The organism is Endozoicomonas ascidiicola (genome assembly GCF_001646945.1).
Lineage (GTDB): Bacteria > Pseudomonadota > Gammaproteobacteria > Pseudomonadales > Endozoicomonadaceae > Endozoicomonas > Endozoicomonas ascidiicola.
Genome location: NZ_LUTV01000003.1, coordinates 16,779 through 40,582, shown reverse-complemented (window position 1 = coordinate 40,582; position 23,804 = coordinate 16,779). Strand labels below are relative to the sequence as shown.

At 47.8% G+C, this 23,804-nt stretch carries 25 protein-coding genes; 11 read left to right on the top strand and 14 right to left on the bottom strand.

The window, feature by feature from the left end; translation table 11 throughout:
* Nucleotides 1-185: 185 nt before the first annotated feature.
* A complete protein-coding gene (locus AKL11_RS07655) occupies nucleotides 186-2,684 on the bottom strand; it encodes a TcfC E-set like domain-containing protein (protein WP_172807257.1) in 2,499 nt (832 codons plus the stop codon).
* A 336-nt stretch (nucleotides 2,685-3,020) separates the two neighbouring features.
* Nucleotides 3,021-3,593, bottom strand: coding sequence for a hypothetical protein (locus tag AKL11_RS07650; protein WP_067516126.1), 573 nt, complete (start codon nucleotides 3,591-3,593; stop codon nucleotides 3,021-3,023).
* 751 nt (nucleotides 3,594-4,344) lie between these two features.
* Between AKL11_RS07650 and AKL11_RS26430 the strand changes: the two genes are divergently transcribed.
* Nucleotides 4,345-4,476 carry a hypothetical protein gene (locus tag AKL11_RS26430; RefSeq protein WP_301335651.1) on the top strand — a complete coding sequence of 44 codons (132 nt, stop codon included), beginning with the start codon at nucleotides 4,345-4,347 and terminating at the stop codon, nucleotides 4,474-4,476.
* Between the two features lie 68 nt (nucleotides 4,477-4,544).
* On the opposite strand, the gene curA is transcribed toward AKL11_RS26430, so the two are convergent.
* Together curA and AKL11_RS07635 are read right to left on the bottom strand one after the other, a co-directional pair.
* The gene (curA, locus tag AKL11_RS07640; protein ID WP_067516122.1) at nucleotides 4,545-5,573 is read right to left on the bottom strand and encodes an NADPH-dependent curcumin/dihydrocurcumin reductase; all 1,029 of its coding nucleotides are present in this window, start codon (nucleotides 5,571-5,573) and stop codon (nucleotides 4,545-4,547) included.
* 55 nt (nucleotides 5,574-5,628) lie between these two features.
* A complete protein-coding gene (locus tag AKL11_RS07635; RefSeq protein WP_067516120.1) occupies nucleotides 5,629-6,213 on the bottom strand; it encodes a TetR/AcrR family transcriptional regulator in 585 nt (194 codons plus the stop codon).
* Nucleotides 6,214-6,589: 376 nt separating this feature from the next.
* Between AKL11_RS07635 and trmL the strand changes: the two genes are divergently transcribed.
* Nucleotides 6,590-7,054, top strand: coding sequence for a tRNA (uridine(34)/cytosine(34)/5-carboxymethylaminomethyluridine(34)-2'-O)-methyltransferase TrmL (gene trmL, locus AKL11_RS07630; protein ID WP_067516119.1), 465 nt, complete (start codon nucleotides 6,590-6,592; stop codon nucleotides 7,052-7,054).
* A gap of 1 nt (nucleotide 7,055) precedes the next feature.
* Here the strand turns inward: trmL and AKL11_RS07625 are convergent, their stop codons facing one another.
* From AKL11_RS07625 to AKL11_RS07615, 3 genes are all read right to left on the bottom strand, one after another.
* Nucleotides 7,056-7,589, bottom strand: a complete 534-nt coding sequence (locus AKL11_RS07625; protein ID WP_216636777.1) for a DUF29 domain-containing protein — start codon at nucleotides 7,587-7,589, stop codon at nucleotides 7,056-7,058.
* A 32-nt stretch (nucleotides 7,590-7,621) separates the two neighbouring features.
* Nucleotides 7,622-8,116 (bottom strand): protein-export chaperone SecB, encoded by a 495-nt coding sequence (secB, locus tag AKL11_RS07620; protein WP_095210257.1) that lies wholly within the window; start codon nucleotides 8,114-8,116, stop codon nucleotides 7,622-7,624.
* Nucleotides 8,117-8,249: 133 nt separating this feature from the next.
* Entirely contained in the window at nucleotides 8,250-8,666 is a 417-nt protein-coding gene (locus tag AKL11_RS07615; protein WP_067516115.1) for a rhodanese-like domain-containing protein, read from the bottom strand.
* Between the two features lie 314 nt (nucleotides 8,667-8,980).
* On the opposite strand from AKL11_RS07615, the gene gpmI reads away from it, so the two are divergent.
* The 3 genes from gpmI to AKL11_RS07595 all read left to right on the top strand — a co-directional run bounded on the left by gpmI (nucleotide 8,981) and on the right by AKL11_RS07595 (nucleotide 13,238).
* Nucleotides 8,981-10,510, top strand: coding sequence for a 2,3-bisphosphoglycerate-independent phosphoglycerate mutase (gpmI, locus tag AKL11_RS07610; RefSeq protein WP_067516112.1), 1,530 nt, complete (start codon nucleotides 8,981-8,983; stop codon nucleotides 10,508-10,510).
* A 243-nt stretch (nucleotides 10,511-10,753) separates the two neighbouring features.
* A complete protein-coding gene (gene tenA, locus AKL11_RS07605) occupies nucleotides 10,754-11,449 on the top strand; it encodes a thiaminase II (RefSeq protein ID WP_067516110.1) in 696 nt (231 codons plus the stop codon).
* A 793-nt stretch (nucleotides 11,450-12,242) separates the two neighbouring features.
* Nucleotides 12,243-13,238 carry a porin gene (locus AKL11_RS07595; RefSeq protein WP_067516106.1) on the top strand — a complete coding sequence of 332 codons (996 nt, stop codon included), beginning with the start codon at nucleotides 12,243-12,245 and terminating at the stop codon, nucleotides 13,236-13,238.
* A gap of 61 nt (nucleotides 13,239-13,299) precedes the next feature.
* Here AKL11_RS07595 and AKL11_RS07590 read toward each other — a convergent pair whose 3' ends face one another.
* Together AKL11_RS07590 and cyaY are read right to left on the bottom strand one after the other, a co-directional pair.
* Nucleotides 13,300-13,773 carry a DUF29 domain-containing protein gene (locus tag AKL11_RS07590; protein ID WP_067516104.1) on the bottom strand — a complete coding sequence of 158 codons (474 nt, stop codon included), beginning with the start codon at nucleotides 13,771-13,773 and terminating at the stop codon, nucleotides 13,300-13,302.
* Nucleotides 13,774-13,955: 182 nt separating this feature from the next.
* Entirely contained in the window at nucleotides 13,956-14,291 is a 336-nt protein-coding gene (gene cyaY, locus AKL11_RS07585) for an iron donor protein CyaY (protein WP_067516102.1), read from the bottom strand.
* A gap of 151 nt (nucleotides 14,292-14,442) precedes the next feature.
* Between cyaY and lptM the strand changes: the two genes are divergently transcribed.
* The 6 genes from lptM to AKL11_RS07560 all read left to right on the top strand — a co-directional run bounded on the left by lptM (nucleotide 14,443) and on the right by AKL11_RS07560 (nucleotide 19,924).
* The gene (gene lptM, locus AKL11_RS25065; RefSeq protein ID WP_157673461.1) at nucleotides 14,443-14,568 is read left to right on the top strand and encodes an LPS translocon maturation chaperone LptM; all 126 of its coding nucleotides are present in this window, start codon (nucleotides 14,443-14,445) and stop codon (nucleotides 14,566-14,568) included.
* A gap of 43 nt (nucleotides 14,569-14,611) precedes the next feature.
* The gene (gene lysA / locus AKL11_RS07580) at nucleotides 14,612-15,904 is read left to right on the top strand and encodes a diaminopimelate decarboxylase (RefSeq protein ID WP_067516100.1); all 1,293 of its coding nucleotides are present in this window, start codon (nucleotides 14,612-14,614) and stop codon (nucleotides 15,902-15,904) included.
* Nucleotides 15,905-16,147: 243 nt separating this feature from the next.
* Nucleotides 16,148-16,978: a diaminopimelate epimerase gene (gene dapF, locus AKL11_RS07575; RefSeq protein ID WP_067516097.1), complete on the top strand. Its 831-nt coding sequence runs from the start codon at nucleotides 16,148-16,150 to the stop codon at nucleotides 16,976-16,978.
* Nucleotides 16,979-17,005: 27 nt separating this feature from the next.
* Complete coding sequence (locus AKL11_RS07570) at nucleotides 17,006-17,710, top strand: DUF484 family protein (RefSeq protein ID WP_067516095.1); 705 nt, start codon at nucleotides 17,006-17,008, stop codon at nucleotides 17,708-17,710.
* A 10-nt stretch (nucleotides 17,711-17,720) separates the two neighbouring features.
* Nucleotides 17,721-18,650, top strand: coding sequence for a tyrosine recombinase XerC (xerC, locus tag AKL11_RS07565; protein ID WP_067516093.1), 930 nt, complete (start codon nucleotides 17,721-17,723; stop codon nucleotides 18,648-18,650).
* Between the two features lie 71 nt (nucleotides 18,651-18,721).
* Nucleotides 18,722-19,924: a hypothetical protein gene (locus AKL11_RS07560; RefSeq protein ID WP_067516091.1), complete on the top strand. Its 1,203-nt coding sequence runs from the start codon at nucleotides 18,722-18,724 to the stop codon at nucleotides 19,922-19,924.
* 27 nt (nucleotides 19,925-19,951) lie between these two features.
* On the opposite strand, the gene mltA is transcribed toward AKL11_RS07560, so the two are convergent.
* From mltA to AKL11_RS07535, 5 genes are all read right to left on the bottom strand, one after another.
* Entirely contained in the window at nucleotides 19,952-21,037 is a 1,086-nt protein-coding gene (gene mltA, locus AKL11_RS07555; RefSeq protein WP_067516089.1) for a murein transglycosylase A, read from the bottom strand.
* Between the two features lie 61 nt (nucleotides 21,038-21,098).
* Entirely contained in the window at nucleotides 21,099-21,611 is a 513-nt protein-coding gene (gene ftnA, locus AKL11_RS07550; RefSeq protein WP_067516087.1) for a non-heme ferritin, read from the bottom strand.
* A 183-nt stretch (nucleotides 21,612-21,794) separates the two neighbouring features.
* Nucleotides 21,795-22,115, bottom strand: coding sequence for a 2Fe-2S iron-sulfur cluster-binding protein (locus AKL11_RS07545; RefSeq protein ID WP_067516085.1), 321 nt, complete (start codon nucleotides 22,113-22,115; stop codon nucleotides 21,795-21,797).
* A 64-nt stretch (nucleotides 22,116-22,179) separates the two neighbouring features.
* Complete coding sequence (locus AKL11_RS07540) at nucleotides 22,180-22,800, bottom strand: lysophospholipid acyltransferase family protein (RefSeq protein WP_067516083.1); 621 nt, start codon at nucleotides 22,798-22,800, stop codon at nucleotides 22,180-22,182.
* Nucleotides 22,801-22,944: 144 nt separating this feature from the next.
* Complete coding sequence (locus AKL11_RS07535; RefSeq protein WP_067516081.1) at nucleotides 22,945-23,802, bottom strand: hypothetical protein; 858 nt, start codon at nucleotides 23,800-23,802, stop codon at nucleotides 22,945-22,947.
* Nucleotides 23,803-23,804 lie beyond the last annotated feature (2 nt).

The following is a 23,804-nucleotide window of genomic DNA, read 5'->3' as shown; positions in this document are numbered from 1 at the left end:
ATGATCGGGTACTTAGGTAAATTATTCAGCAGGGAGGCACTCGCTTCTCTGTTACTGCTTATTTCCAGCTAAACGAAAGTTATTACAAATAATGGTTTCAATCAGGAAAGAAGTGCCCTCAATATCAGTAGATGGGGCGAATCTCGCTGATCGGTAAGGAGCATAAAACTGTCTTGAGCGTACAATTAATCATCAATTTTATCTCGCTTAGTGATTGCCAGTTGCCCTTCAAGTAGCGGCGTACACTGAGCATTTGCCAGGTCAATATTCCCCATCCGCAGTACATAACCACTGTCTAAGGGTTTAACCGGGAGCGGGCAAACCCAGCCATTATCCAGCTCGATCTGGAGGTTACCCACATCGGAGCGGGTTTCCAATTGGAAGATACCGACATCATCGGTGGTGCCTGGATAAAGGCCTCCGTTGATACGAGCTCCATCCAATGGTTTTCCATTAAACAGCAGTCGACCAAACAGCAATTGCAGTGGGATTGCTTCGTAATCCAGGGTGACGACGTTGCCGGGATAGAGAGTAACCGTTTTTTCTCGCTCATCAAAACTATAGAGTGTTTCGCCCGCCGGGTTCAGGCTGACGCGATATTGCTCGTAAGGTGATAGAGCAATAATAGACGGTGAGCCAGCAATCGCATAACTACGACGCTGTCCGTTTATGATGACATCAAATACATCGCCAGCCCGGCCATCCAGATTAACAACCAGGGCGCTTTCTGCCCGATCTTCACCACCGATAGCGACAACATTACCATCGGTGATAAAGCTGGTGCTCATGCTGCCGCCCCAAGAGGTGGTGTTGGTTTCTTCGGTTTTGGTATGGCTGGCGCTGAAGCTGGCCCGACCATAGCGATTGGCAAACTGTACGCTGCCATCCATTCGCTCTTCACCGGTGCCGCCTTCTACGCCAGCGTCGAAGCGAAGGTCACTCTCAAGAATGTCGCCATCGTTCCATGAAGTAGAGAGTCGCAGTCGTTCACTGCGGTTAGAAACATCGCCGCTCTTACTGACTTCGGCTCTTGGTGTTGCCCGGAAGTTCCAGTGGTCATCCCGGTAGCGGAAACTAAAGCTGATGGTGCCAATTTCATTGTCGCCGGATTTACTCAGGCTGATGGTGACATCGCCATCGTAATCAAAGGTGCGGAACAGGGTGCGACGATAATCCAGACTGTTAGTGCGGCTTGGGTCTTGCTCTTCATTATTGTCGTTATAGCTCTGGTTCAGGCTGTAACGATACCCCAGGCTACCATTGAATAATGGCATAGAAGCAGAAAAAGAGTGCTGCTCAAACGCATTACCGAATAGGCTGTATTTAATATTACCGTCTTCATCCAGCTCATTATCGATCGGCTCATCGTGCCATAAACGACGATAGTTTCCTGACAGCGATACGTCTCCAAGAGAGAGGCGGCTATTCAGGGTAAAGCCTTTGGTACCAATATCGGAAAACATGAACGAAGGAGAAATTTCATAACGATAACCAAAATGATACAAGCCTACTTCATACAATGATTCATCATTATTAAAAGCAACGGCACCGGTGGCGGCAACCGTATCCGTCACCCGTCGGCTAACACCGGCTCTTGCAAGCCATTGGCTGGTGAGTTCTGGCAGAGGTTTTTCTCTTGTGCGATTGACCAGTTCACCGGCTTCCGCAAAATAAAGCCATTCGCCTTTCGGTGGAATCTGGCTCTGTTTGGCAAAGAAGCGAGTTTCAGTGGAAAGCACATTACCGGCTTCGTCCAGAATGCGAATTTCAACATCGTAAGCGCCGCTGGGGAAACTGCTGGTATCCAGCTGCTGGGCACCGGCTTCGTAAAAGGCGCTGTTGATCAGACGATCATCTTTGCGGATTTCGACGCGACCACGGGTAGGCAGGAATACTTCTACGGGCATGCCGCCAGAGAAGTCTAAATCTTCCCGGGTGTTGTCAGAACTGTTGATGCGGAAGCCCACCATGGGCTGATCCGATGTCAGGTTTAGGCCAAAGCCGCTGGTGGATAACAAACCAATGTTGTATTCCTTGCCCTGAAAATCTCGCTGACCATAAAGCTGGTTAACAGAGAAGTGGTTGCTGTCGGAATAATCCCAGCTGCCATACAGGCTGTTCTCTTTAAAGCCCAACATGGTTAAGCCATTGAGGGTGTAGCTATTTTCACTGCCTTCGGCGCTGGAGCCGGAAACGGCGGCAGAGAAGTTTTGCATCACCGCAAAGCCCGCATCCGACGGTGGTAAATATTTCATTACATCCGCCGCGCGGGTGAGCTGGAAACGACGGTTGATGAATACATCGATACGAAAGCGAGATTCATCAAAAATCACGCCGGCGACGGGTGTTGTAAGTATGCCGCAGCCGGTGGCGTATTCGCTCAGGCACACTTGATCAGCATTACTGTTCAATTCACCAGAGAGAGTGCCGGTAATTAAGGTAGGATCATTCAGGTTGCCAATAAGCCGAACCACTTCCGCAGCGTTTGCCAGTTCAATAACACCGGGGCTGAAAGAGACCAACTGAGAAGTGAGGTAGCGGTTACCAAAATAGATATCCACAAGGGATTGCTGGGTGCCACTCAGTTCTTCGAAGCCGGCAGGGGGATTGGTGGCTGCCAGAAATATCGGTTCTTTGGCATTCGCTGTGTGGCTGAAAGCAGACGCAGCAAATGCTAAAAGCATTTTTTTGTTGCACTTCCAACGACGCATATGGGCGAATGAATCCTGAATTGTTGTGGTTTTTCAGGCCACGGTGTTTCTTTTAAATGGTATTCCCCGGTTATTCGGGTTGGCTATTTTCGTAGGTCGGTAACCCAGAGGGCTGCCGACGTTTACATCAAATGCAACGCGGAGGTTGCGGGTTTTATTGTTGGCAATCCTTGCAGGATTACCGACCTACCTGGCTCCCATGTTGTGCGTGGGAGCGTTCTTTTTCTTTTCTCCGGCAGCGTTATAGCTGAAGGATTTGGTATGTATTCCCACGCGGTACCCAAAGGGCATAAAAGCGTGGGAATGAGGTCAAGCTGGCTCAACGGTCAGGGTTAAAGTACCGATGTAGTTACCAATATCTTTGGTTTCGAGATTGTTTTCTGTTTCCACAAAAATGGAAGTGTTGTCTGTGTTACCGCAGTTAAGAGTGCCAGAGCCTGTTAACGTTGTTGAGACCGGACCCCCATTTGCAGGAATGGCAATATCACTTGAAGAAGCATTTAAAGCCTGTGCTTTTATCCATGCCTGATACGAGATAGATGCTCCGCTATTGTCTCCCAGGGCAAAACCTGCTTGATTTGAGCCATCATTGTAGGCTCCAGTTGCAGTGATTTTATACCCGTTGGAGGCCGCATTTGAGTAAACACAGAACTCGACGATGCCATTTGCCTTGCCCCCATCAGGAGAGTCTCCGGGTACATAAGTTAGCGGTAAATTCTCAAGACTATTAATTTGTACGACCGACCCTATCTCTAAAGTGATATCAAAAATGCCGATGGATTCATTTGCTAAATCACCTTGAGTCAAAGCAGTTGCTGTAGAAGCCCCCAACAACCCCACAGAAACCGCAGCCCCTAGTGCCAAAGTCTTAAACATTTTCATTCTTATTGCCCCCATGCAGTTATCTTCTGCAAGTTGTGGTTAAAAGTGGGCATGGGTTCGTGGTTTTGAGTCGTGTGAATTGTTGGGAGCAGATACATCTGGCGGCTTTAACCGCTTCTTCTCACGCAATGACACACAAAACTGCTCCCTCAGAACACAAAACACATGTAACCATTACCCGACAGTGTATGTTTCCCCTTCACGATGGTTTCTGTAGCCTGTTAACCGTTGTTATTGTTAAACCAGTAAAGCTAGACCGCTACAGCCCCAAATGCTCAGAGTATGCCTGACGATGAACTCTGGTTACTCATTAATCAGAAGGTCAAGATCAGGCAAGATCTTATATCGAGTTTAAATTTTTCAACATTCCGGAATAATACTCAAGCTTTTTTGTGATTTGAGTCACGAAATATACCTTCACTGTGGCGAATGCTTATAGCGCAACGTTGCCTGAGTATGTTTATTCGCAAAATAAGTGCTCATACATTCAATGATTTCGACGCATCGTTTTTTATTGGTGAAGAAGGCGAGACTGTTGAAACAATGTGTTCAATGTTGATGTGAGCGCGAGTCATTCATTAACCTGTGCAGCCGCATTCGCACTTTTACAGGTTGATAACCGATCATCCTCCTGAGAAACCATTCATAGCATCCGTTATAGAAAGAGTATTCCGGTCACTATTCTTAAGTAGTTAGAAGACTGATGAAACGAGCACTCTTTGTAGGCATTTTTGATTTGAGGCTGAAGACAATGGATTTGTCCCCCTATAACGAAAACCGTAACGATCAAGAGCAAATCCGCTATGGCTGTGCGGGTAATCATTTAACCCTGTTTTTAACACTGGTGATGATTCTTGGGTTTACCCATACAGCTTTAAGCTAAATCGCTGGATACAAAAAAGCCGCCGCTTCAGAAATGAAACGGCGGCTTTTTTATGGCGACGTCAATAATCAGTCGTCGTTCACTTTGATCACCAGCTTGCCAAAGTTCTTTCCTTCGAGAAGGCCAATAAATGCTTCCGGTGCATTCTCAAAGCCTTCTACCAGATGCTCTTTATATTTGATTTTGCCTTCTGTTAGCCATGTGGTCATATCCTGAGCAAACTCAGGGTAACGATCAGCGTAGTCATCAAAGATAATAAAGCCCTGCATTTTGATGCGCTTCACTAGCAAAGTACCCATTAGCATGGACATGCGATCCGGCCCTTCTGGCAGGGAGGTTGCATTATATTGTGAGATTAAGCCGCAGACCGGAACCCGTGCGCTGGTATTCAACAGTGGCATAACGGCATCAAATACCTTACCGCCGACGTTTTCGAAATACACGTCGATGCCATTGTCACAGGCGGCGTTAAGCTGAGCGGCAAAGTCGTCTGCTTTATGATCAATGCAGGCATCAAAACCCAGAACTTCTTTGGCATAGCTGCATTTTTCATCGCCACCGGCAATACCGATCACCTTACAGCCTTTCAGTTTGGCGATTTGCCCAACCGTTGCACCCACAGGGCCTGTTGCTGCAGCAACGACCACCGTTTCGCCCGCTTTAGGTGCGCCGATATCCAGCAGGCCCATGTAAGCGGTAAAGCCCGGCATGCCCATAATGCCCAGAGCGTAAGAAGGCATGGTTGGTGATTGGCCAAGGTTGAGTAAGCCTTCACCGTCAGAAATGCCGTAATCCTGCCAGCCGGTAAACGACAATACCCAGTCACCAGCCGCAAAACCCTCAAGGTTGGATTCAACCACTTTGGCGACGGTACCGCCCACCATCACTTCGTCAATGGCCACAGGGTCGGCATAGGATTTCGCATCATTCATACGACCACGCATGTACGGATCGAGGGACAGGTACATCGTTTTCAGCAGTACTTCGCCGGCACCAGGTTGAGGAATCTCTGCAGTTTCCAGGCGAAAGTTTTCGGGAGTAGGCGCGCCTTGTGGGCGTGAGGCCAAAACGAAACGGCGATTCTGTGCTTGTGACATGGTTTCTCCTCGGAATGACAGGGTAGTCAGTTCGGTGTTGTTGTTGCTATTGATTTTATTTTTTCAGTAGAGAACGTGTGGCGTTTAACGCCGATTGCAATGGCTCAAGGCTTTGGGTCAGCTTGCTCATCAGGGTTGCGCCAAGCCACAAATGGTAAAGCGTGTTTGCTGAGCTAAGGCTATTTTGCGAATCGATTGAGCCGTCTTTAATGCCGAGTTCGATGCACTGGGCGATGGCAGCGGTAATCAGCTCAGCGCCTTTCAGTAACTCTTCTCTCATGGTGTCAGACAGGTCGGAAACTTCGGCACCCAGTTTTACGATCAGGCATTTGTGGGCTTTGCAGCGGCCATTTTCAAATTCCAGCCAGCGTTCAAAGTAGTTCATCAGTCGCTCAAGCCCGGAGCCTGGCGTTTGTACAAACAATGTATCCAGCAGTTCAACGTAGTTGGAAAAGTAATCTGCAATCACCGCTTCACCAAAATGTTCTTTTGAATTGAAGTAGTGGTAGAACGAGCCTTTGGGTACTTCTGCCGTTTTCAAAAGTTCGGCAAGGCCCATGGCACTGAACCCTTTGCTGAGAATGAGTTCGTAGCCGGTGTTCAGTATGTGCTGTTTTGTGGTTTCGGTTTTTACTGTCATGAAGCGCACTATAATTAAAATTAGACCGGTCGTCTAGTGGTTGTTTCAAATCGAATTTGAGAACCTTCAGGACGTCACCCTTTCCTAGAAAAGAGTTGTCGCCAAACGCCAAACGCCAAACATCTCGTTTCCACGTAACACGAGACTGTCGCGAAACCTGTAGGTCGGTAATTCTGTAAGAATTGCCGACATCTCGAAGGCCTGTAGGTGCTGATTGTCGGCAACCCTTTGGGTTACCGACCTACGACATCTGCTTTTAATGATCTTTTGCGACACCCAAAGCATGGGAACACCTTGTGATCAAAAAAATGCAGGAATAGTTAAACGTTGTTGGGGATTGTTCTATGATTGCGTTTTTCAGCAGCGATGATGACTCATGCTTGATGTCGTGCTTTATCAGCCGGAGATCCCACCGAACACCGGCAATATTATCCGCCTTTGTGCGAATACCGGTTTTCGTTTGCATTTGATTGAGCCGTTGGGGTTTGAGCTGGATGACCAACGATTAAAGCGCGCCGGGTTGGATTATCACGAGTTTGCAGAGCTGAAAATTCACGCCAGTTTTGATGCGTTTTTTGAAAGTGTGCATCCCGGTCGAGTGCTTGCCTTGAGCACAAAAGGCACCAGTAATTACAGTGATTGTGATTTCAAAGAAGGTGATGCGTTGATATTTGGCCCGGAGACCCGAGGCTTACCTGCGGATGTTCTGGAGTCTTTACCGAGAGAGCAGGTGCTGCGGTTGCCGATGTTGCCGGAGAGTCGGAGCTTGAATCTGTCCAATACCGTCGCCGTGGTTGTCTACGAAGCCTGGCGGCAGATGGGGTTTGCCGGAGGTCGTTGAATTATGATGGCCAGAACGTTTTATCAACAACCTGCTGGAAGCTCCAGGGGCAGGTTTGTGGAAACGTGCTAATTGGCAGGCCGGTTTCGTCCTGGGCATCTTCCAGTGCACGATTCCATGCAGTGGGCAGCATGGCGGTGAGTTTTCCTTTTAAGCCGGGTGAGTCTGCCAGTAAACGAAGGATCTGTTTACGTTGTTCTTTAATGGTTCGTTCCCAGCTCGAACCCTGTTCGCGTCTTTCTGGCTGGTACTGCCATTTCAGCAGATGCATGAAGAGTACGGTTAGCCGGGACTGCAATGCCCGATAATCGTTCCTGCCCATGCTTTCCAGCTCCTCAAGAATATTTTGCAGATCCAGCTCTGCTGTTCGACCTTCGCGAATCAGGTGAGCCTGCTGCTGCGTCCATGAGTAGAAATCACTGTCGTAGAGATCGGGCATATTGCTGACCTTGTTGTTGGCATATCCTTTGAGAAGACTGTAGATGGTAACAAGGGAAGAAGCAAAGAATGGTAAATAGGGAAGGGTAACTCCCATGCAAGGCATGGGAGACAAAGCGAGTCGCTGAATCAGTTAACGGACTCAGCTTCTGACTTCTGCTGCGCCTGCTGTTCACGAGCTTGCATGTAAAGAGCGTCGAAGTTAACTGGTGCCAGCATGAGCGGAGGGAAGCTGCCGCGCAGTACCAGGTTGTCGATGGCTTCACGAGCGTATGGGAACAGGATGTTCGGGCAGAAAGCGCCCAGAGTGCGGTGCTGTTCGTCTTCTGACAGACCTTTGGCCAGGAAAACACCTGCTTGCTGTACTTCAGTTACGAATGCAGTTTCTTTGCTGCCTTCAGGACCATTCTCAACAGTCACTGTCAGGGAAAGAACCACTTCGAACAAACCTTCTTCCAGCGGACGGTTGCTGGTGCTCAGGTCCAGTTTGACTTCTGGCTGCCATTGCTTCTGAAAGATCTCTGGCGCTTTTGGCGATTCAAAAGAGATGTCTTTCACATAAATACGCTGCAGTGCAAACTGTGGCGCCTGCGGCTGCGAGGCCTGCTGCTGATTCTCAGCCATTGTCATTTCCTTAATTTTGATAATCTACATAAGCGCCCAACCATGGAATGCTGTGCATCCAATGATTGGCCACATGCGACTCAAGCATTGTGAGTCGGGCTATCCAGATTGTCCAGCCAGTGTTTTCTTTTGCTTATTTCTTAACCACTGGCAGGCTGTCTGAAGTCCAGGAGTTCATGCCACCACTCAAGCGCACAACTTGAGTAAAGCCGGCCGCTTTCAGTTCTTTTACGACACTGCCGCTGTGCTGACCCATCGCATCCACCACAATGATGGTTTGCTCGCGGTATTTGTCCAGCTCGGTGGCTCGTTCTTTGATTTTGGTGAACGGAATATTGATGGCGTTCACAATATGGCCCTTGGCAAAATCGGCTTTTTCGCGAGCGTCCAACACTACGCCCAAGTCCCTATTTACCAGGCCGGTGAGCTCGGCAGTCGAAACGCTCTGCCCGCCCTTGCGCATTTCTGTGAAGGCCAGAGCGCCAGCCAGTGCCGCCAGTGCACCCACGTGCAGTGGATGATTGATCACAAACTCAATGAATTGTTCCATTTGGACAAGCTGTCAGTCTGAATAATGAAAACGCAGCAGTATACTGATCTGCCGGCAGGAAAGTAAGGGAAAGGGTGGCTTGGCAGGCTAAAAAGTCACTTTGGCGCTAGAATGGATCGTAGCTATGTGCAGATCAAAGTGCAGCTCACAAAATTTCAGCAAAAAGCACATACCAACACAAGGTTTCAGCGGTTTTCGTATCCTTGTGTGATAGTTTGCAATCACTGCCAATTCACTGGAAACCGGCGACGAAGCCGGTAGAATGCGAAGCATTCCATTCTACTCTACGTACATATTCGCCAAGGTTTAGATCCATGACTGAAAAACGTACCCCTACCGCCCTGATTATTATGGATGGCTTTGGCCATCGTGAAGAAACTGACAGCAACGCGATTCACGCAGCAAAAACACCGGTGCTGGAAAAGCTATGGAATGAGCGTCCGCACAGCCTGGTGTCTGGTTCCGGAATGGACGTAGGCCTGCCAGATGGTCAGATGGGGAATAGTGAAGTTGGGCACATGAACCTTGGCGCTGGCCGTGTGGTTTATCAGGAACTGACGCGCATCACCAAAGCCATTAAAGATGGCGACTTCTTCGATAATGAAGTGCTTGTGTCCGTTGTGGATAAAGCGGTAGCCGCTGGCAAAGCGGTTCATCTGATGGGGCTGCTCTCTCCCGGTGGTGTGCACAGTCATGAAGATCATATTCACGCGATGGTCGAACTGGCCGCTCGCCGTGGTGCGAAAGAAGTCTATGTTCATGCGTTTCTGGATGGTCGTGATACGCCACCACGCAGCGCCGAATCATCATTGGCTGCGCTGGACAAGTTGCTGAAAGAAAAAGGCATTGGTCGTGTTGCCAGCCTGATTGGTCGTTATTTTGCCATGGACCGTGACAACCGTTGGGATCGTGTGCAGCAGGCTTACGATTTGATTAACGATGGCAAAGCAGAATTTACGGCAGCGAATGCCGTTGAAGGTTTGAAAGCAGCTTACGAGCGTGATGAAAACGATGAGTTCGTTAAAGCCACGGCCACTGGCGGCTCCGTCACCCTGAACGATGGCGATGCGCTGGTATTTATGAACTTCCGTGCTGACCGTGCCCGGGAAATCACCCGAGCATTTGTTCAAAAAGATTTTGATGGCTTCCCGCGTGGACGCACTCCTGCACTGGCGGGTTTTGTAATGCTGACGCAATACGCGGCGGACATTGACGCCCCTTGTGCGTACCCACCCAGCGATCTTGTGAACACCATTGGTGAGTACATGGAGAAACTGGGTAAAACCCAGCTTCGTATCGCAGAAACTGAAAAGTATGCTCACGTCACCTTCTTCTTCAGCGGTGGTCGTGAAGAACCGTACAAAGGTGAAAAGCGTGTGCTGGTGGCGTCTCCAAAAGTAGCGACTTACGATATGCAGCCAGAAATGAGTGCGCCGGAAGTCACTGATCGTCTGGTTGAAGAAATTCGCAGTGGTGCTCACGATCTGATTATCTGCAACTTCGCCAACTGCGACATGGTTGGCCATACCGGTGATTTTGATGCGGCCGTGAAAGCAGTGCAGGCCGTTGACGAAAGCATTGGCCGTGTGGTGGCAGCGCTGGATGAAGTCGGCGGTCAGTGTCTGATTACTGCGGATCACGGTAATGCTGAGCAAATGCAGGATGCATCCACTGGTCAGGCGCATACTGCTCACACTACCGAGCTGGTGCCGTTAATCTACTTTGGCCCGCAGCAAGTGCATTTGAAGAATGGTATTTTGTCAGATCTGGCACCAACACTGTTGGATTTGATGGGGCTGGAACAACCTGCAGAAATGACTGGCCACTCTGTGCTGGTAAAATAACACCGTTAGGGGTTGTCACATAATAACCTCTACATTTAGCCAGAACCGTTATCCGTTATCCGTTATCCGTAAAAGCCTTGCTGCTTGTGCTTTTACGGTAAACGGATAACGGTAAACGGAAAGCGCTTCTCTGGGCAATGAGGTTATTCAGAGACAGTCCCTTAGATCGGCAACCCTTCGGGTTACCGACCTACGCCTTCCTCTGTATGATATGCGCTCACCAACCGTTCCGGACATTCTGTGATGAGCGCAAACACTCCTCTTTTTGCCGAAGCCGATACGCTTTATGGCCGAATGAAAGCCACTTGCCAGCAAGACTGGCACGATTACACCTATCACCCGTTTGTTCAAGGGCTGGCGGATGGCACGTTGCCTGAAACGTGTTTTCGTCACTATCTGCAGCAGGATTATCTGTTCTTGATTCATTTTGCCAGAGCGTATTCCCTTGCGGTTTATAAGGCGGATAATCTGGAAGAGATGCGTTTCGCTTCCAAATCCGTCGATGGCATTCTTGGTGAAATGACACTTCATCTGGACTATTGCCGTGAATGGGGTTTATCTGAACAAGACGTCATCAGTCTTCCAGAAGCGCGCTCTAATATGGCTTACACCCGTTATGTGCTGGAACGAGGCATGGCTGGGGATATTCTTGACCTTTATACGGCGTTGTCTCCCTGTGCTGTGGGTTACGCTGAAATTGGCTTCCGCCTGAAAAATGATCCAAACACCCTCCGCGAAGGCAACCCTTATTGGAAGTGGATAGAAACTTACGGTGGTGAAGAGTTTCAAGAAGGCGCTAAAGCCCAGATCGAAAAGTTGGATCAGCTGGCAACCACTCGATACAACGCTGGTCGTATGGATTCACTGGCTCAAACCTTCCGTGAAGCAACCCGGCTGGAAATCGGATTCTGGCAGATGGGGTTGGATTGTTCTTTCTGATTTCCTGTTTGCCTATGCCTCAACTCTGTTAAGGGAAGTGAAAGGGAAGATCATACCATCGTCATCTCCGCGAAGGCGGAGATCCACTGTCGTTGTGGATTCCCGCCTTCGAGGTTGTCGCAAAACCCCATACTTCTCGTTCCCATGCTCCGCGTGGGAATGCATACCTCTTAATTTCCAAAGAGTTGGATGTATGGGTTCCCACGCAAAGCATGGGAGCCAGAGCTTTTGCGACAACCTCCTTCGCGAGAATGACGGGGTGCTGGTATTTTCTTACATGCTACTTCCCTAAGGGCAGAAATGAGGCGTTTAAATACGACGATTTCACAGTATATGTGAACAGATTCACAAATCTTGTTAGTGTTGCGCTAAAAGGGCTGCGGCAATAATTCAATGGCCGGGAGTGCAAATTTTGATGTGCGTCAAAAGAATGAAAAATTAATTCTTGGTAGAAACTGTTTGAGTTTGTTTCTTGCGGCAAATACGTATTTACGCTAATAGTTCATTTCTTTGCATTATGGCGCCATAAAGGCGTTATTCTGCTTATTTTGTAAGGTTTTTTCAGGTTTTGAGTAAAAAGTAGCCGGCAGCAAAAAGAAATTAGTCCTCTTCTGTATCTAAAAAACGAATACGCAAATCTGTTTTAGTGATGTGACCGCAGTGCAAATACTCTTGAATAATCGAAGCCAACAAGTTGTCCGCATCGTGATTGCCGTTCACCGCAATCCATGCACAAGAAGAAAGACGACGCACTAAACACAACACATCACACAAAATGTTCAGGAGTAGAGACATGCAGAAGACAATTCTTGCAGCGGTAGTCGCTTCCGTATTCGCTGGCCAGGCAATGGCTGAAATCAAACCACTGTCGGCTGACCAGTTCACGATTGGTGGTGAAGCGACTGTTGGTGGGTATTACAACGACAATGCAGACCAAAAGTATATGACTGATGGCGCAACTGTTCTGCAGCTGGAAACCAGCTACAAAAACGGCGGCATCGTTGGTTACGTCGAAGTTGATATCAAAGCTGAATACGGCCGTGGTATGGATGAAGACGTTGTCTCCGACCTAGACAAAGCTTGGATCGGTTACGACTTCGGTTTCGGTACTTTGTCTTACGCTCTGGAAAACGACACCGCTCTGGACGCAGTTGACGGTGCTGGCGACATGACTTACGAATTCGGCATGAGCGCTCCAGACGCTTCTGACGCATTCGACGTTGTTAAGTTCCAAGGTGGCGTTTCTGGCTTTGCTTACGGCGTTTCTTACTTCGAAACTGACGAAGATAAAGATCAGAAAGAAGGCAAGCAAAGTGGCTATAACGGATATGTTGGCTTTGAAGCTGATATGTTCAGCGTTTATGCGGGTTATGAGAAGAAAGACGCCGCTTACCGTGATGACGACGGAAATGCTACTTCTCTGATTAAGGGCGAGGAAGATACAGTTTCCACTGTCACTGGTAATATCGACTTAGGTGCTGTACAGCTCGGCGCTAACATCTGGAAAGCTGAAGTATTCACTGCAGAAAACGTTTCAGAGGAGCATGATGGCTTCTACGTATCTGCTGCCAGCACATTCAACACTCTGACGCTGTCTACTGGTTACGGTGAAGTTGACCATGACGATAAATTTGAGTCTTACAAGCAGTTCAACGTAGCTGGTTTCTACCAGATGAGCAGCAACACCTTTGTTGGTGTGGACGTTGCCTACAACATGCCAGAAGTTGAAATCAAGAATGACCAGGAAGACGAAACTCGCGTATTCCTGAAAGCTGGCTACACCTTCTAATAGACTGTTCTAACTCCAGAGCATCTATACCTAAAAACGGACAGCGAAAGCTGTCCGTTTTTTATTCCCCCTTCCCCGGAAAATCATCACTAATAATCTGTTCCAACGACCACGGATTCGTATCCGGGAACTCTTCCACAGGAATTTCCAACTCCTTGGAAGCATCCTGACAGGCAATGGGATAGCACTCCAGAACCGACTCTTCCAGCAATTTAAACAGGCTGGGATTTTTCATTAGTAACTGGCTAATGGCCGCCCGTTCCTTTTTCAAGCCATATTCAATCACCATAAACCAGCTTTGGTACCAGCGGTGCATAGTGCGCAAATCTTCCCGGAAGGCGCGTATCTGCCATTTCAGCAACAGCACCAGTATTCGGGTGAGATGGCATTCCAACTGCTCCAGTTGTCCACGACCAAGGTCGTCTACAGCCTCGATCAGGTTTTGTAGATCAAGCCGGCGAAACTGGTTACGCCGAAGCAGTTCGACCTGTTCCCGGGTCCATTGATAAAAGTCCGTTTGATGCAGGTTGCTCATATCGGTGGTGGCCCCATGACGCTGCAAGAGTTGTTATTAGTAGTAGTGAAAGAGAGATAACAGACGTGGGTTAGGTATTATTGTTATCACGTTGACAGAGCCCATCGCTGCAACATTAATGGTTGCAGCAGGACTGGAGTATAGAAGATTGAATTATGTCTGCCGTGTTTTTAGCAAAGAATTTAAAGGGTTAAGTTGACTGGCTCACCAGATTGTTCGCTCAGGCAACGGTTGAGCATCACCAAAAACGATTCGCCTTTGCCATCCAGCAACCATTCACCTTGTTCTTCATGTTCTTCAACGTGGTAGTCAAAATGGAAACCACCGCTGCGTGCTGCCATCCAAAGTTGCAATAGTGGTGTTTGGCGACTGAGAATGATTTTGCTGTTATCCGGACAGGTTAGCGTCATGATGCCTGCAGAGTTTTCATAATCGATGTCCAGCCCGGAATCATCGATGGCGTCTTCAATGGCCAGCATCAGGCCGTCCAGCAGTTCGGTATATTGGCTTTCGTTCATCGGATGATTCCAGCAGTAAATAGCAACAATGTATAAGAACAGGGTCGATTTTAACCTGAGACAGGTGCCGCGGATAGCATTTAGAACTAGAGGCATGATGGGCAGGGCAGTTATACTGTCCGCTTGCTATTCATATGGAAAGGACTGTGTGATGAGATTGTTTGCTGCTGCTACCTTTATGGTTCTATTTCTGGCCGGTTGTGGACAGAAAGGAGATCTCTACCTGCCGAAAACATCTCAGGCAACCAGCGAAGCTGCCGTTCAGCTTCCCGGATAAACTTTTATAATAAACAGCCAGTAACACGGGGAATAGATACCTTATGGAGTGGTTCACTTTTCAGTCATCGACAGAAAGCAGTAATAATAAGCATCATAATGAGCTGTATGCTGAAAAGCTGCCGGTGAAACAGCTGGCGGAGCAGTATGGCACGCCGTTGTTTGTCTATTCCCGCAGAGCGCTGGAAACCAATTTTCAGGCGTATCATCAGGCCATGGCGGATTGGCCGCATCTGATTTGTTATGCCGTCAAAGCCAACAGTAACCTGGCGGTTTTGAATGTGCTGGCAAGGCAGGGTGCCGGTTTTGATATTGTTTCTGTTGGTGAGCTGGAACGAGTGATTGCTGCCGGCGGTGATACGGGTAAAGTGGTCTTTTCCGGCGTCGCGAAGCAGCGCCATGAGATTCGCCGTGCCCTTGAAGTGGGTGTTCACTGTTTCAATATTGAATCGGAGCAGGAGCTGGAGCGTATTCAGGAAGAAGCCCTGAGTATGAATAAGGTGGCTCGTATCTCCCTGCGGGTGAACCCGGATGTGGATGCCCAGACGCACCCTTACATCTCCACCGGCTTGAAAGACAATAAGTTTGGTATTGATATTGATCGCGCGCCAGATGTGTATGCCCGTGCGGCAGAGCTGAGCCATATTGAGATTGTCGGTGTGGATTGCCATATCGGTTCTCAGCTGACGACCACCGAGCCGTTTATTGATGCGCTGGATCGTTTGTTGATGTTGATGGACAAACTGAAAACCAAAGGCATTACGCTGAAGCACTTGGATATTGGCGGCGGGCTGGGCATTCAGTACCAGGATGAAACCATTCCTTCCCCATCGGATTATCTGGTGACGGTGAAAGAGCACTTGGTGCAACGAGGCTATGGCGATTTAACGCTGATGGTTGAGCCGGGCCGATCCATCGCCGCCCAGGCTGGCATTATGCTAACTCGCGTTGAGCTGATTAAACCGGCCGCTGAGAAAAAATTTGCCATTGTGGATGCCGCGATGAACGATCTGCTTCGGCCTTCTATCTACAGCGCGTGGCACACCATTGTGAATACGGTTGAGCGACCTGACATAGAAAGCCATCAATACGATGTGGTTGGCCCTGTCTGCGAAAGTGGCGATTTTCTTGGTAAAGATCGCCCGCTCACCGTACTCGAAGGTGATTTGCTGGCGGTCTATTCCGCCGGTGCCTATGGTTTTGTGATGAGCTCCAATTACAACTCCCGGAACCGGGCTGCCGAGATTATGGTGGATGGTGATCAGGCTTATGTGGTTCGTCAGCGAGAGACCATTGAAGAGCAGTTTGCTTCAGAGCGTCTTTTGCCGGAAGCTTAAGCCGATAGAATAGTGATTGATGTGCGTTCCCATGCACCGAGACTGTCGCAAAAAAAACAAACATCTCGTTCCCATGCTCCGCGTGGGAATGCATATCTCTTAATTTTCAGAGAGATAGGCATATGGGTTCCCACGCAATACCCAAAGGGCATAAAAGCATGGGAACCAGAGCTTTTGCGGCAGCCTCGCACCGTGTGGGAGCGAGAAAATACAGAATTTAATTTGCGGAACCAAAGTACAGTCATGCTCCTTCACTTTACAAAAATGCACGGTCTGGGCAACGATTTTATGGTGATCGATATGGTCTCCCAGAATGTTCGCCTGCCGCCTGAGAAAATCCGCCGTCTGGCTGATCGTCGTTTTGGCGTGGGGTTTGATCAACTGTTGCTGGTGGAGCCGCCAACGAATCCGGATATGGATTTTCGCTATCGGATTTTCAATGCCGATGGCAGTGAAGTAGAGCAGTGCGGCAATGGTGCCCGCTGCTTTGCCAAGTTTGTGCGTGATAAAAGGCTGATTGGTCGGGACCGCATTCGTGTTCAGACCGCCGGTGGCAACATTGAACTGACTATCGAAGATAACGGCGACGTCACGGTGGATATGGGCTTGCCACGGCTGGAGCCGGAGCAGATTCCCTATACTGCCGATGAACGTGAAGAGACTTACCTGATGGAAGTTGATGATGACATTATTGAAATGTCTGCCGTTTCCATGGGGAATCCCCATTGTGTTTATGTGGTTGATGACACCCAAACCGCACCGGTTGAAAAATGGGGGCCATTAATTGAAGCTCATCCGGACTTCCCGAGAAAATGCAACGCGGGCTTTATGCAGATTGTCAGCCGGGAAGAAATTAACCTGCGAGTGTTTGAACGAGGCGTTGGTGAAACCATGGCTTGTGGTACCGGCGCTTGTGCAGCGGTGGTTGCGGGGCGGTTACGTGGGCTTCTGGATGCTCATGTGAAAGTGAATCTTCCCGGTGGGTCGCTGTCCATTTATTGGGCGGGGGAGAGCAGTCCGGTTATGATGACTGGTCCGGCAACCCGAGTGTACGAAGGTTATACCCGGTTATAAAAGCTTGAAACCAAAAGGCTTGAAACGATGACAGAAGAGATTGTTGAAGCAAAGGAAACGCAAGCCTTAACGGCCAGGCAGGTCGCTGACTATTTGCAGGCGCATCCTGACTTCTTTGTTGATCACGATGACCTTCTGTTGGAGTTAACTCTTCCCCACAAACGCGGCGACACTATCTCGCTGGTGGAGCGGCAGGTTGCCCTGCTGCGAGAACGGGCGCTGGACTATCGTTATCAGCTGAATCGGCTCTCAGAAAATGCCAAAGAAAATGAGCAGCTGTTTGAAAAGATGCGTCTGCTGGTGTTGTCACTGTTGGAAAGTAAAGACCTTGAACAACTGATCGACACCATCAGTGACAGCCTGAACCATGAATTTGGCATTGAGTTTCATTCTCTCATGCTGTTCAGCGATAAACCCATGAGTTTACCCGTACGTATTGAGCATAACGATGTCGCCAATATGGCTTTGGGTTCGTTATTGTCCAGTGGTAAAGCGGTGAGTGGTCAGGTGACGCCTGCAGAGATGGATTTTCTTTTTCAGGAGCAATCGGAAAAAGTAGGTTCGGTTGCGATCATCCCATTGAATTACTCACTGATTGATCCTCCACAGCTTGGCATTCTTGCTTTGGGCAGCAGTGACAAAGAACACTTCAAAGCAGGTATGGGAACTGTTTTTATTTCTTACCTGGGTGATGTGCTCAGCAGAGTACTTGCCCGGCATATGCGTTCATGATTAATCCTTTATGAAAGAGCCTTTGGATTTCAGTGCCTTCCAGCCCCAGGTGGATGCATTTATCAATTATCTGCGCCATGAAAAACAACATTCTCCACACACTATTTCAGCCTATCAGCGGGATTTAACCCGAGTGATGAAGCAAATGGTGCTGGATGATGTTTCAAGCTGGCAACAGATTCAGGAGCGACAGCTGAAAAACTGGTTAGGGCTCTGGCACGGCGAAGGGCTTTCCAGCCGTAGTTTGCAACGCTTGATATCATCACTTCGTCGTTTTTATCAGTTTTTGCTATCCCGTGGTGAAGTAGCGAATAATCCCGCACAACTACTGCGGGCTCCGAAAATGGGCAAACCGTTACCCATTACGTTGGACGCAGATCAGGTCGGCCAGCTGTTGGATGATTTGGCAGGGCAGGCAGATAACGATCCATTAAAATGTCGGGATCTGGCGATTCTGGAGCTTTTTTATTCTTCCGGCCTGCGGCTTGCAGAGTTGACCGCTTTGAATCTGGACAGCTTTTCCAACGGCTTTAGTCAAGTTCGAGTAATAGGTAAACGCAGTAAAGAACGTGTGGTGCCTGTTGGCTCCAAAGCCCGGGCAGCGCTGGAACGTTGGCTTGCCTGTCGCCCTCTTTTATTGACGGCAGATAGCGGTGAGGCGGTCTTTCTGTCCAAGCCTGGGAAGCGGATCAGTACACGGCAGATTCAAAATCGAATTCAGCAGTTTGCCCGGGAAGCGGGAATGCCGGTCAGTGTTCATCCCCATATGCTCCGGCACTCCTTTGCCAGTCACTTACTGGAGTCCAGCGGTGATTTACGGGCGGTTCAGGAGCTGTTGGGCCACAGCGATATCTCAACTACCCAGATCTATACCCATTTGGATTTTCAACATTTGGCAGCGGTTTACGATAAGGCGCATCCAAGGGCTAAGAAAAAATAATAATTAGATTAAACTATTTGCTCTAATTCCTGTCTATTTGACCAATTAATCAAAGTTATCCTGGTGGCTTAATGGACGCTCGAATTAGTAGTTCAGACGAAGCAGCTCTAATGCACGATATTTCCAAATTTTTTTCGAAAGATAAGGTGAGTGTGAGTGCATTTTCAAGAAAGGTTACCGAAGAAAGAGTGGAAGGATGCCGTGCAAACTTATTTGGGGCGGCTGGTTCAGTGAACCCTTTTGATATAAGCACTAAAGATAGAAAAGTAGCTGGAATATCAGTCGCTCACATTGACCCACCAAGTGGAATGGATTTTTTAAAAGATGTTTACAATAAGTTGGATCTAACCTCAGTCATCTCTATCCGAAAAAAAATTGAATTAATGTTTTCGAACCATGATTTTTCAGAATTGTTAAATATCGATAAAGAAAGAAATGTTGATGTGTCATTCTTGTTGATGGCTGAAATGATTAGGTATTTTAAGACTGAAACATCTAAATACAGGCTAGATGAACCTTCTTTAAATACTCTGAAAGATCAAGTTCATGCCATGAAAAAGGTGTGTGATCGAGAAATTCCGGAGAGAATACACTCACGTAGAGAGCTTATGCTACTAGATTTTAAGGGCTATTCAGCTGCTAACAAAGAAAATGTTAGTTTGCCAGATGGGCATTGCTATTCGAGAATTAGTGTCGTCGTTGCAAATTATTTTTCGATACACAGAGTTACCGGACGTATTGGTTCAGATCGTTGTATCTACGAGATGTTCAGTAAGTCTTTTGGTCAGGCAGTTAAACCATTATTCGAGAAATTACCTAAAAATAAAATAGAAGTTGGGGCTGGTGTAGGACTGCTTAGTGCAGTATTGAAAGATGCTGGTATAAAAATACTATTAACTTCAGATATTAAAAAGATATCCGTTCCTTGGCCATCAGAAACGGTGAGGAAAAAGAGCGTTAAGCAGATTATTGATTATTACAAGGATAAAAAAAATAACAACGAGATTGTTTACTTATGTAGCTCCCCTGAACCAAAAATGATCAAAGAAATATTGAGTACCAAGCAGCCAATACTATTGCTTGTTCTTTCAGAGGAAGCTGGAAACGATACTTTATTCACACTGAACACTCTAATCAAAGACACCCCAATACCAAAAAAAGTGATTGGGTATGACTTTGATGGCGGTAGGTTTTATGGTGCGCTGTTGGGTGTGAATATGCAAACAGCTGCGTTTGAAAAGGTCACCAAGAATATCCCAGAAGATAAGAGATGATTTTTATATTTACATCTCTGCGTGGATTTATAATGGTATCAATATGTATAGTTTCCCTGCTGCTTGTTGTTTGCCCGCAAGTTGCTCAACTTCCTCACCCAGCCCAAGATAAATATCACCCCGAGCCGCACCTTTAATTGCACTGCCGGTATCCTGGGCAACCATCATTCGTTGGAACGGTTCGCCAGTTGCTGTCAGGGTTGTATCGAGCCAGACTGGAACGCCAAGGGGAATGTAGGATGGATCAACAGCTAATGTTCTTTCTGATGTTGCAGGAACGCCCTGTGCAGTGATGGCACCCTCATTTGAAAAGCTGAAGAAAATATAGCGTGGGTTTTGGTTTAGCAGCCAGTCTTGCTTGTCTGGATTATCTGCCAGCCATGTCTGGATAGTTTGCATGGAGACATTCTCCAGCTCGCCTTCCTGCTTCAACACTTTGCCTATGGCTACGTAGTTGTGGCCATTATGGCCGGCATAACCAACGTGCATGATTTTTCCATCCGGCAGTTCAACGTTGCCGGAACCCTGAATTTGCAGGAAGAATTTATCCACAGGGTTTTTCAGCCATAACAACACATCGCTGTCTTTAGGCACGGTTTGATTAATGTCAGCCCGGCTACCGTAAGGTTTTAAAAAGCCTCGATCAAGGCGACCCACCAGTTGGCCGCTCATGCCAAAATCGGAAAGTCGAACTCTCACCAAATCCTTGGGTAGCTTTAAAAGAGGAATGGCGTATTCAGGTGTTTTTTGCAGGCTGCCGGGCATCACTGGCGAGTAGTACGCCGTAAACAGTCCCTTTTCTTGTGGCGCGATGGAAATCGGTTTGAAGTTTTGCTCAAAAAAGAGTTTGAGTTGGCGATCTGGTGTTTGTGCCAACTCTTTGCACAGTGATTTCCAGGTATCGTAGTTGCCCCACAAACTGTTGTCCGTCAGCACCGAGGGGTTCAGGTGGTTACAGCTTTTCAACAGAGCAGGACGTGTAGCAATCGCCTGCTCATTGCTCCAGCCTTTTAGATCGCTGAACTGAGCATGCTTTTGTGCCGGGGCTGGATTAAATAAACTGCAGCCAGCCAGTAGAAGGTAGCAGGAAAAGGTAATGAGCTTTCGGGTCATGAGGCAAACATAAATAAGAAACCAGCCTTAGAGCATAAGGCCGGTTCATGCTAACTGCCAATTAAATTGCAGGTGCCGGCATTTCTTTTAGTAGTTTGGCAATTTCCTGATCAATGTAGTAGAGCCCTTTGTTTTCCATTCCAATCATGTCGATTTTATCAAGAATGGTTTTGAACAGCTTCTCCTCTTCGTGTTGCTCAGCAACATACCACTGTAAAAAGTTGAATGTTGAGTAATCTTTCTCGGTAAAGGCCGTGTGCGCCAGCTCGTTGATTTTTTGAGTCACTGTGCATTCATGCTCATAGGTTGTGAGGAACACATTGCGGACCGTTTCAAATTCTTGAGGTGGAGCCTGAATAGTACCGAGGACGGCCATGGCACCGGTCTCGTTGACATAATCGAACAGTTTTTGCATGTGCTCCATTTCTTCCCGGGCATGGCGGCGAAGAAACCCATTGCAACCTTCAAGGCTCTGGCTTTCACACCAGGAAGCCATTTGCAGATAAAGGTTGGAGGAGTAAAACTCCAGATTAATTTGCTCGTTGAGTTTTTCGATCATTGTTGGACTGAGCATGGAATACTCCTGAGTGCTGGTTAGCTCAGGGTTATCGCTGCGCACTTGATTGCGAATGATTTGCAATAACCCTATGAAAGGTCAGGTTTATTTGGGAGAGTCTAACCTATTGCTCAGGTTTTGCAGAGTTTTAGAATCTATTCATGGTCGTTTACAGCTCGCAGAAAGATTGTGAACAGCTTCTTAGTATTGGGACTCTGGTAAATGAACCACCATTCCATCCATCGCATCGGTTACGACGATTTGGCAGCTGAGCCGGCTGTTCTCTCTGGGCTCACGAACCACATCCAGCATTTCATGTTCAGAGCCTTCTGCACGACCGGTGACGTCAATCCATGGCTCATCAATGTAGCAATGGCAGGTGGCGCAGGTACATGAGCCGCCACACTCTCCAAGAATGCCATCGATCATGTTATCCACCGCACCTTGCATTAGCGTGCTGCCAGTCTCAATTTCTGCTTCGTATTGGTTACCGTCATGGGTAACAAACTGAATCAGTGGCATGTAGGTCCTATACAGTGTTCTTATTGTTCCGACACTGTATCGAACCTGTGCTGCAATGGGAAGATCAGCTGTTGTAGATGCCAGGTGTGTCGAATGGGCCGTTACAGCCAAGCTCCGGCCTTTTGCCGGGATGAGATAAAAAGAACTCATGCATCTTTTCGAAGTCCTGAGGAAGGTCGCCAGTCAGATCAATCGGCTCACCTATCACCACTTTTCGGGCTTTGAAGTCAAAAGAGATAGGCAGCACAGGAATATCTGCGCCCCGGGCAATATGGTAGAAACCGGTTTTCCAGCGCTGTACTTTGGAACGGGTACCTTCTGGAGCAATCACCAGAATAAATTTTTCACTGTCCCGGATCTCTTTAGCCGCCTGATCCACTCGGTTAATGGATTTGCTGCGCTCAATGGGAATACCACCAAGCCCACGCATTAGAATGCCCAGAGGACCCGAAAACAGAGAATGTTTGCCAAAAAAGCGCACTCGGATTCTCAGAATAAGTTTGGCGGCGACGCCAATAACAAAATCCCAATTGGATGTATGTTGGGCGACGATGATCACATATTTATTGAGATCAGGCAGTGTGCCTTCAATTTTCCACCCACCCATTAACCAGAACACAAAGCGTCCCAGAGTGTTTTTCAGCGGATTATAAGGTGCGAAATTTTCGTGAGTTGATGACGGCATAATGAGTAGCGGTAATAACAGAGAAGAGTAGTATTTCAGAAACCAACCAGAAAGAAGAAGGCTCTGTTACAAAAATAAAAACAAGACAAAGCGATAACTTAGAATTATCGCACGTTATACAACAGTCGTCAGCTAGCTGGCTAGCTAGCTTGGTTCACAGCCGATCATGGGCTGAGCTTCAATAGAAACATCATCAAACTTCCACTCTTTTGGACTACCAGGGTTAATGATCACTTTCAGTTGTACAATCACTGCCTGCTCAACGTGATAGTTTTCACGACTTTCACTGTTGTCGATCAAGTTATACTCATTGAAACAGCAGGAAAAACTAAGGGACACTTTACCGTCTGGCAAGCAGGCAAATTCAGATTCCCTTTTGGCTCCAACAGCAATAATGCCGAAGCCTTTGCCAAACAGTGAATATCCAAAGTTTTTTAAATATTGATCCATGGCGCTGTAGGGTGCCAGCGTGCAGAAGTTAGCCAAGACCATCATCATCTTTTTGGCTGCGCCTAGATCGTTACAACTCTCAATCGAAAAGACCTTCAGTGCTTCTTTGCAGATGACAATCAGGTCTTTATCCTTTTTGTGTTCTTCTCTTGTGGCAGATGAATCGAAAGACATGGCTGCAGAAGTGATCTGGAAATTCACACCTTTTACTAAATCCATATCAAACTGGGTCGCGATATCATCATCGCCTTCAGAGAAACTGTTGAACATTTGACGCAATTGTTTCGATAGATCAGCACTCATGGCGTCATCGGCGGGATATACACCGTTAAACTGGTTGATTTTTCCGGGTATATCCAGTGTTTCGTCAGTGGGTAATTCAGCCGTTTGCCTTGGGGTTTCTTCAGGCGCACTTTGTATCAATGGCTCACTGGCGGAGACATCAATACCGAAAAGGCCGGTAAAACTGGCCCATGATGGGCTTTTGCAAAGCGCTTTGATTCTGTTCAATGTGCCGGATGGCTGGTTTCCATTTGCCATGTTGCTTGCCATAT

Coding starts and splice junctions, on each gene's coding strand:
- AKL11_RS07650 (WP_067516126.1), bottom strand. CDS start 3,593: ATGAAAATGTTTAAGACTTTGGCACTAGGGGCTGCGGTTTCTGTGGGG.
- AKL11_RS07560 (WP_067516091.1), top strand. CDS start 18,722: ATGGACGCTCGAATTAGTAGTTCAGACGAAGCAGCTCTAATGCACGAT.
- ftnA (WP_067516087.1), bottom strand. CDS start 21,611: ATGCTCAGTCCAACAATGATCGAAAAACTCAACGAGCAAATTAATCTG.
- secB (WP_095210257.1), bottom strand. CDS start 8,116: ATGGCTGAGAATCAGCAGCAGGCCTCGCAGCCGCAGGCGCCACAGTTT.
- AKL11_RS07625 (WP_216636777.1), bottom strand. CDS start 7,589: ATGGGAGTTACCCTTCCCTATTTACCATTCTTTGCTTCTTCCCTTGTT.
- AKL11_RS07545 (WP_067516085.1), bottom strand. CDS start 22,115: ATGCCACTGATTCAGTTTGTTACCCATGACGGTAACCAATACGAAGCA.
- AKL11_RS07615 (WP_067516115.1), bottom strand. CDS start 8,666: ATGGAACAATTCATTGAGTTTGTGATCAATCATCCACTGCACGTGGGT.
- AKL11_RS07535 (WP_067516081.1), bottom strand. CDS start 23,802: ATGGCAAGCAACATGGCAAATGGAAACCAGCCATCCGGCACATTGAAC.
- AKL11_RS07595 (WP_067516106.1), top strand. CDS start 12,243: ATGCAGAAGACAATTCTTGCAGCGGTAGTCGCTTCCGTATTCGCTGGC.
- mltA (WP_067516089.1), bottom strand. CDS start 21,037: ATGACCCGAAAGCTCATTACCTTTTCCTGCTACCTTCTACTGGCTGGC.
- lptM (WP_157673461.1), top strand. CDS start 14,443: ATGAGATTGTTTGCTGCTGCTACCTTTATGGTTCTATTTCTGGCCGGT.
- gpmI (WP_067516112.1), top strand. CDS start 8,981: ATGACTGAAAAACGTACCCCTACCGCCCTGATTATTATGGATGGCTTT.
- AKL11_RS07655 (WP_172807257.1), bottom strand. CDS start 2,684: ATGCTTTTAGCATTTGCTGCGTCTGCTTTCAGCCACACAGCGAATGCC.
- AKL11_RS26430 (WP_301335651.1), top strand. CDS start 4,345: ATGGATTTGTCCCCCTATAACGAAAACCGTAACGATCAAGAGCAAATC.
- AKL11_RS07570 (WP_067516095.1), top strand. CDS start 17,006: ATGACAGAAGAGATTGTTGAAGCAAAGGAAACGCAAGCCTTAACGGCC.
- lysA (WP_067516100.1), top strand. CDS start 14,612: ATGGAGTGGTTCACTTTTCAGTCATCGACAGAAAGCAGTAATAATAAG.
- trmL (WP_067516119.1), top strand. CDS start 6,590: ATGCTTGATGTCGTGCTTTATCAGCCGGAGATCCCACCGAACACCGGC.
- AKL11_RS07540 (WP_067516083.1), bottom strand. CDS start 22,800: ATGCCGTCATCAACTCACGAAAATTTCGCACCTTATAATCCGCTGAAA.
- curA (WP_067516122.1), bottom strand. CDS start 5,573: ATGTCACAAGCACAGAATCGCCGTTTCGTTTTGGCCTCACGCCCACAA.
- AKL11_RS07590 (WP_067516104.1), bottom strand. CDS start 13,773: ATGAGCAACCTGCATCAAACGGACTTTTATCAATGGACCCGGGAACAG.
- cyaY (WP_067516102.1), bottom strand. CDS start 14,291: ATGAACGAAAGCCAATATACCGAACTGCTGGACGGCCTGATGCTGGCC.
- xerC (WP_067516093.1), top strand. CDS start 17,721: ATGAAAGAGCCTTTGGATTTCAGTGCCTTCCAGCCCCAGGTGGATGCA.
- tenA (WP_067516110.1), top strand. CDS start 10,754: ATGAGCGCAAACACTCCTCTTTTTGCCGAAGCCGATACGCTTTATGGC.
- AKL11_RS07635 (WP_067516120.1), bottom strand. CDS start 6,213: ATGACAGTAAAAACCGAAACCACAAAACAGCACATACTGAACACCGGC.
- dapF (WP_067516097.1), top strand. CDS start 16,148: ATGCTCCTTCACTTTACAAAAATGCACGGTCTGGGCAACGATTTTATG.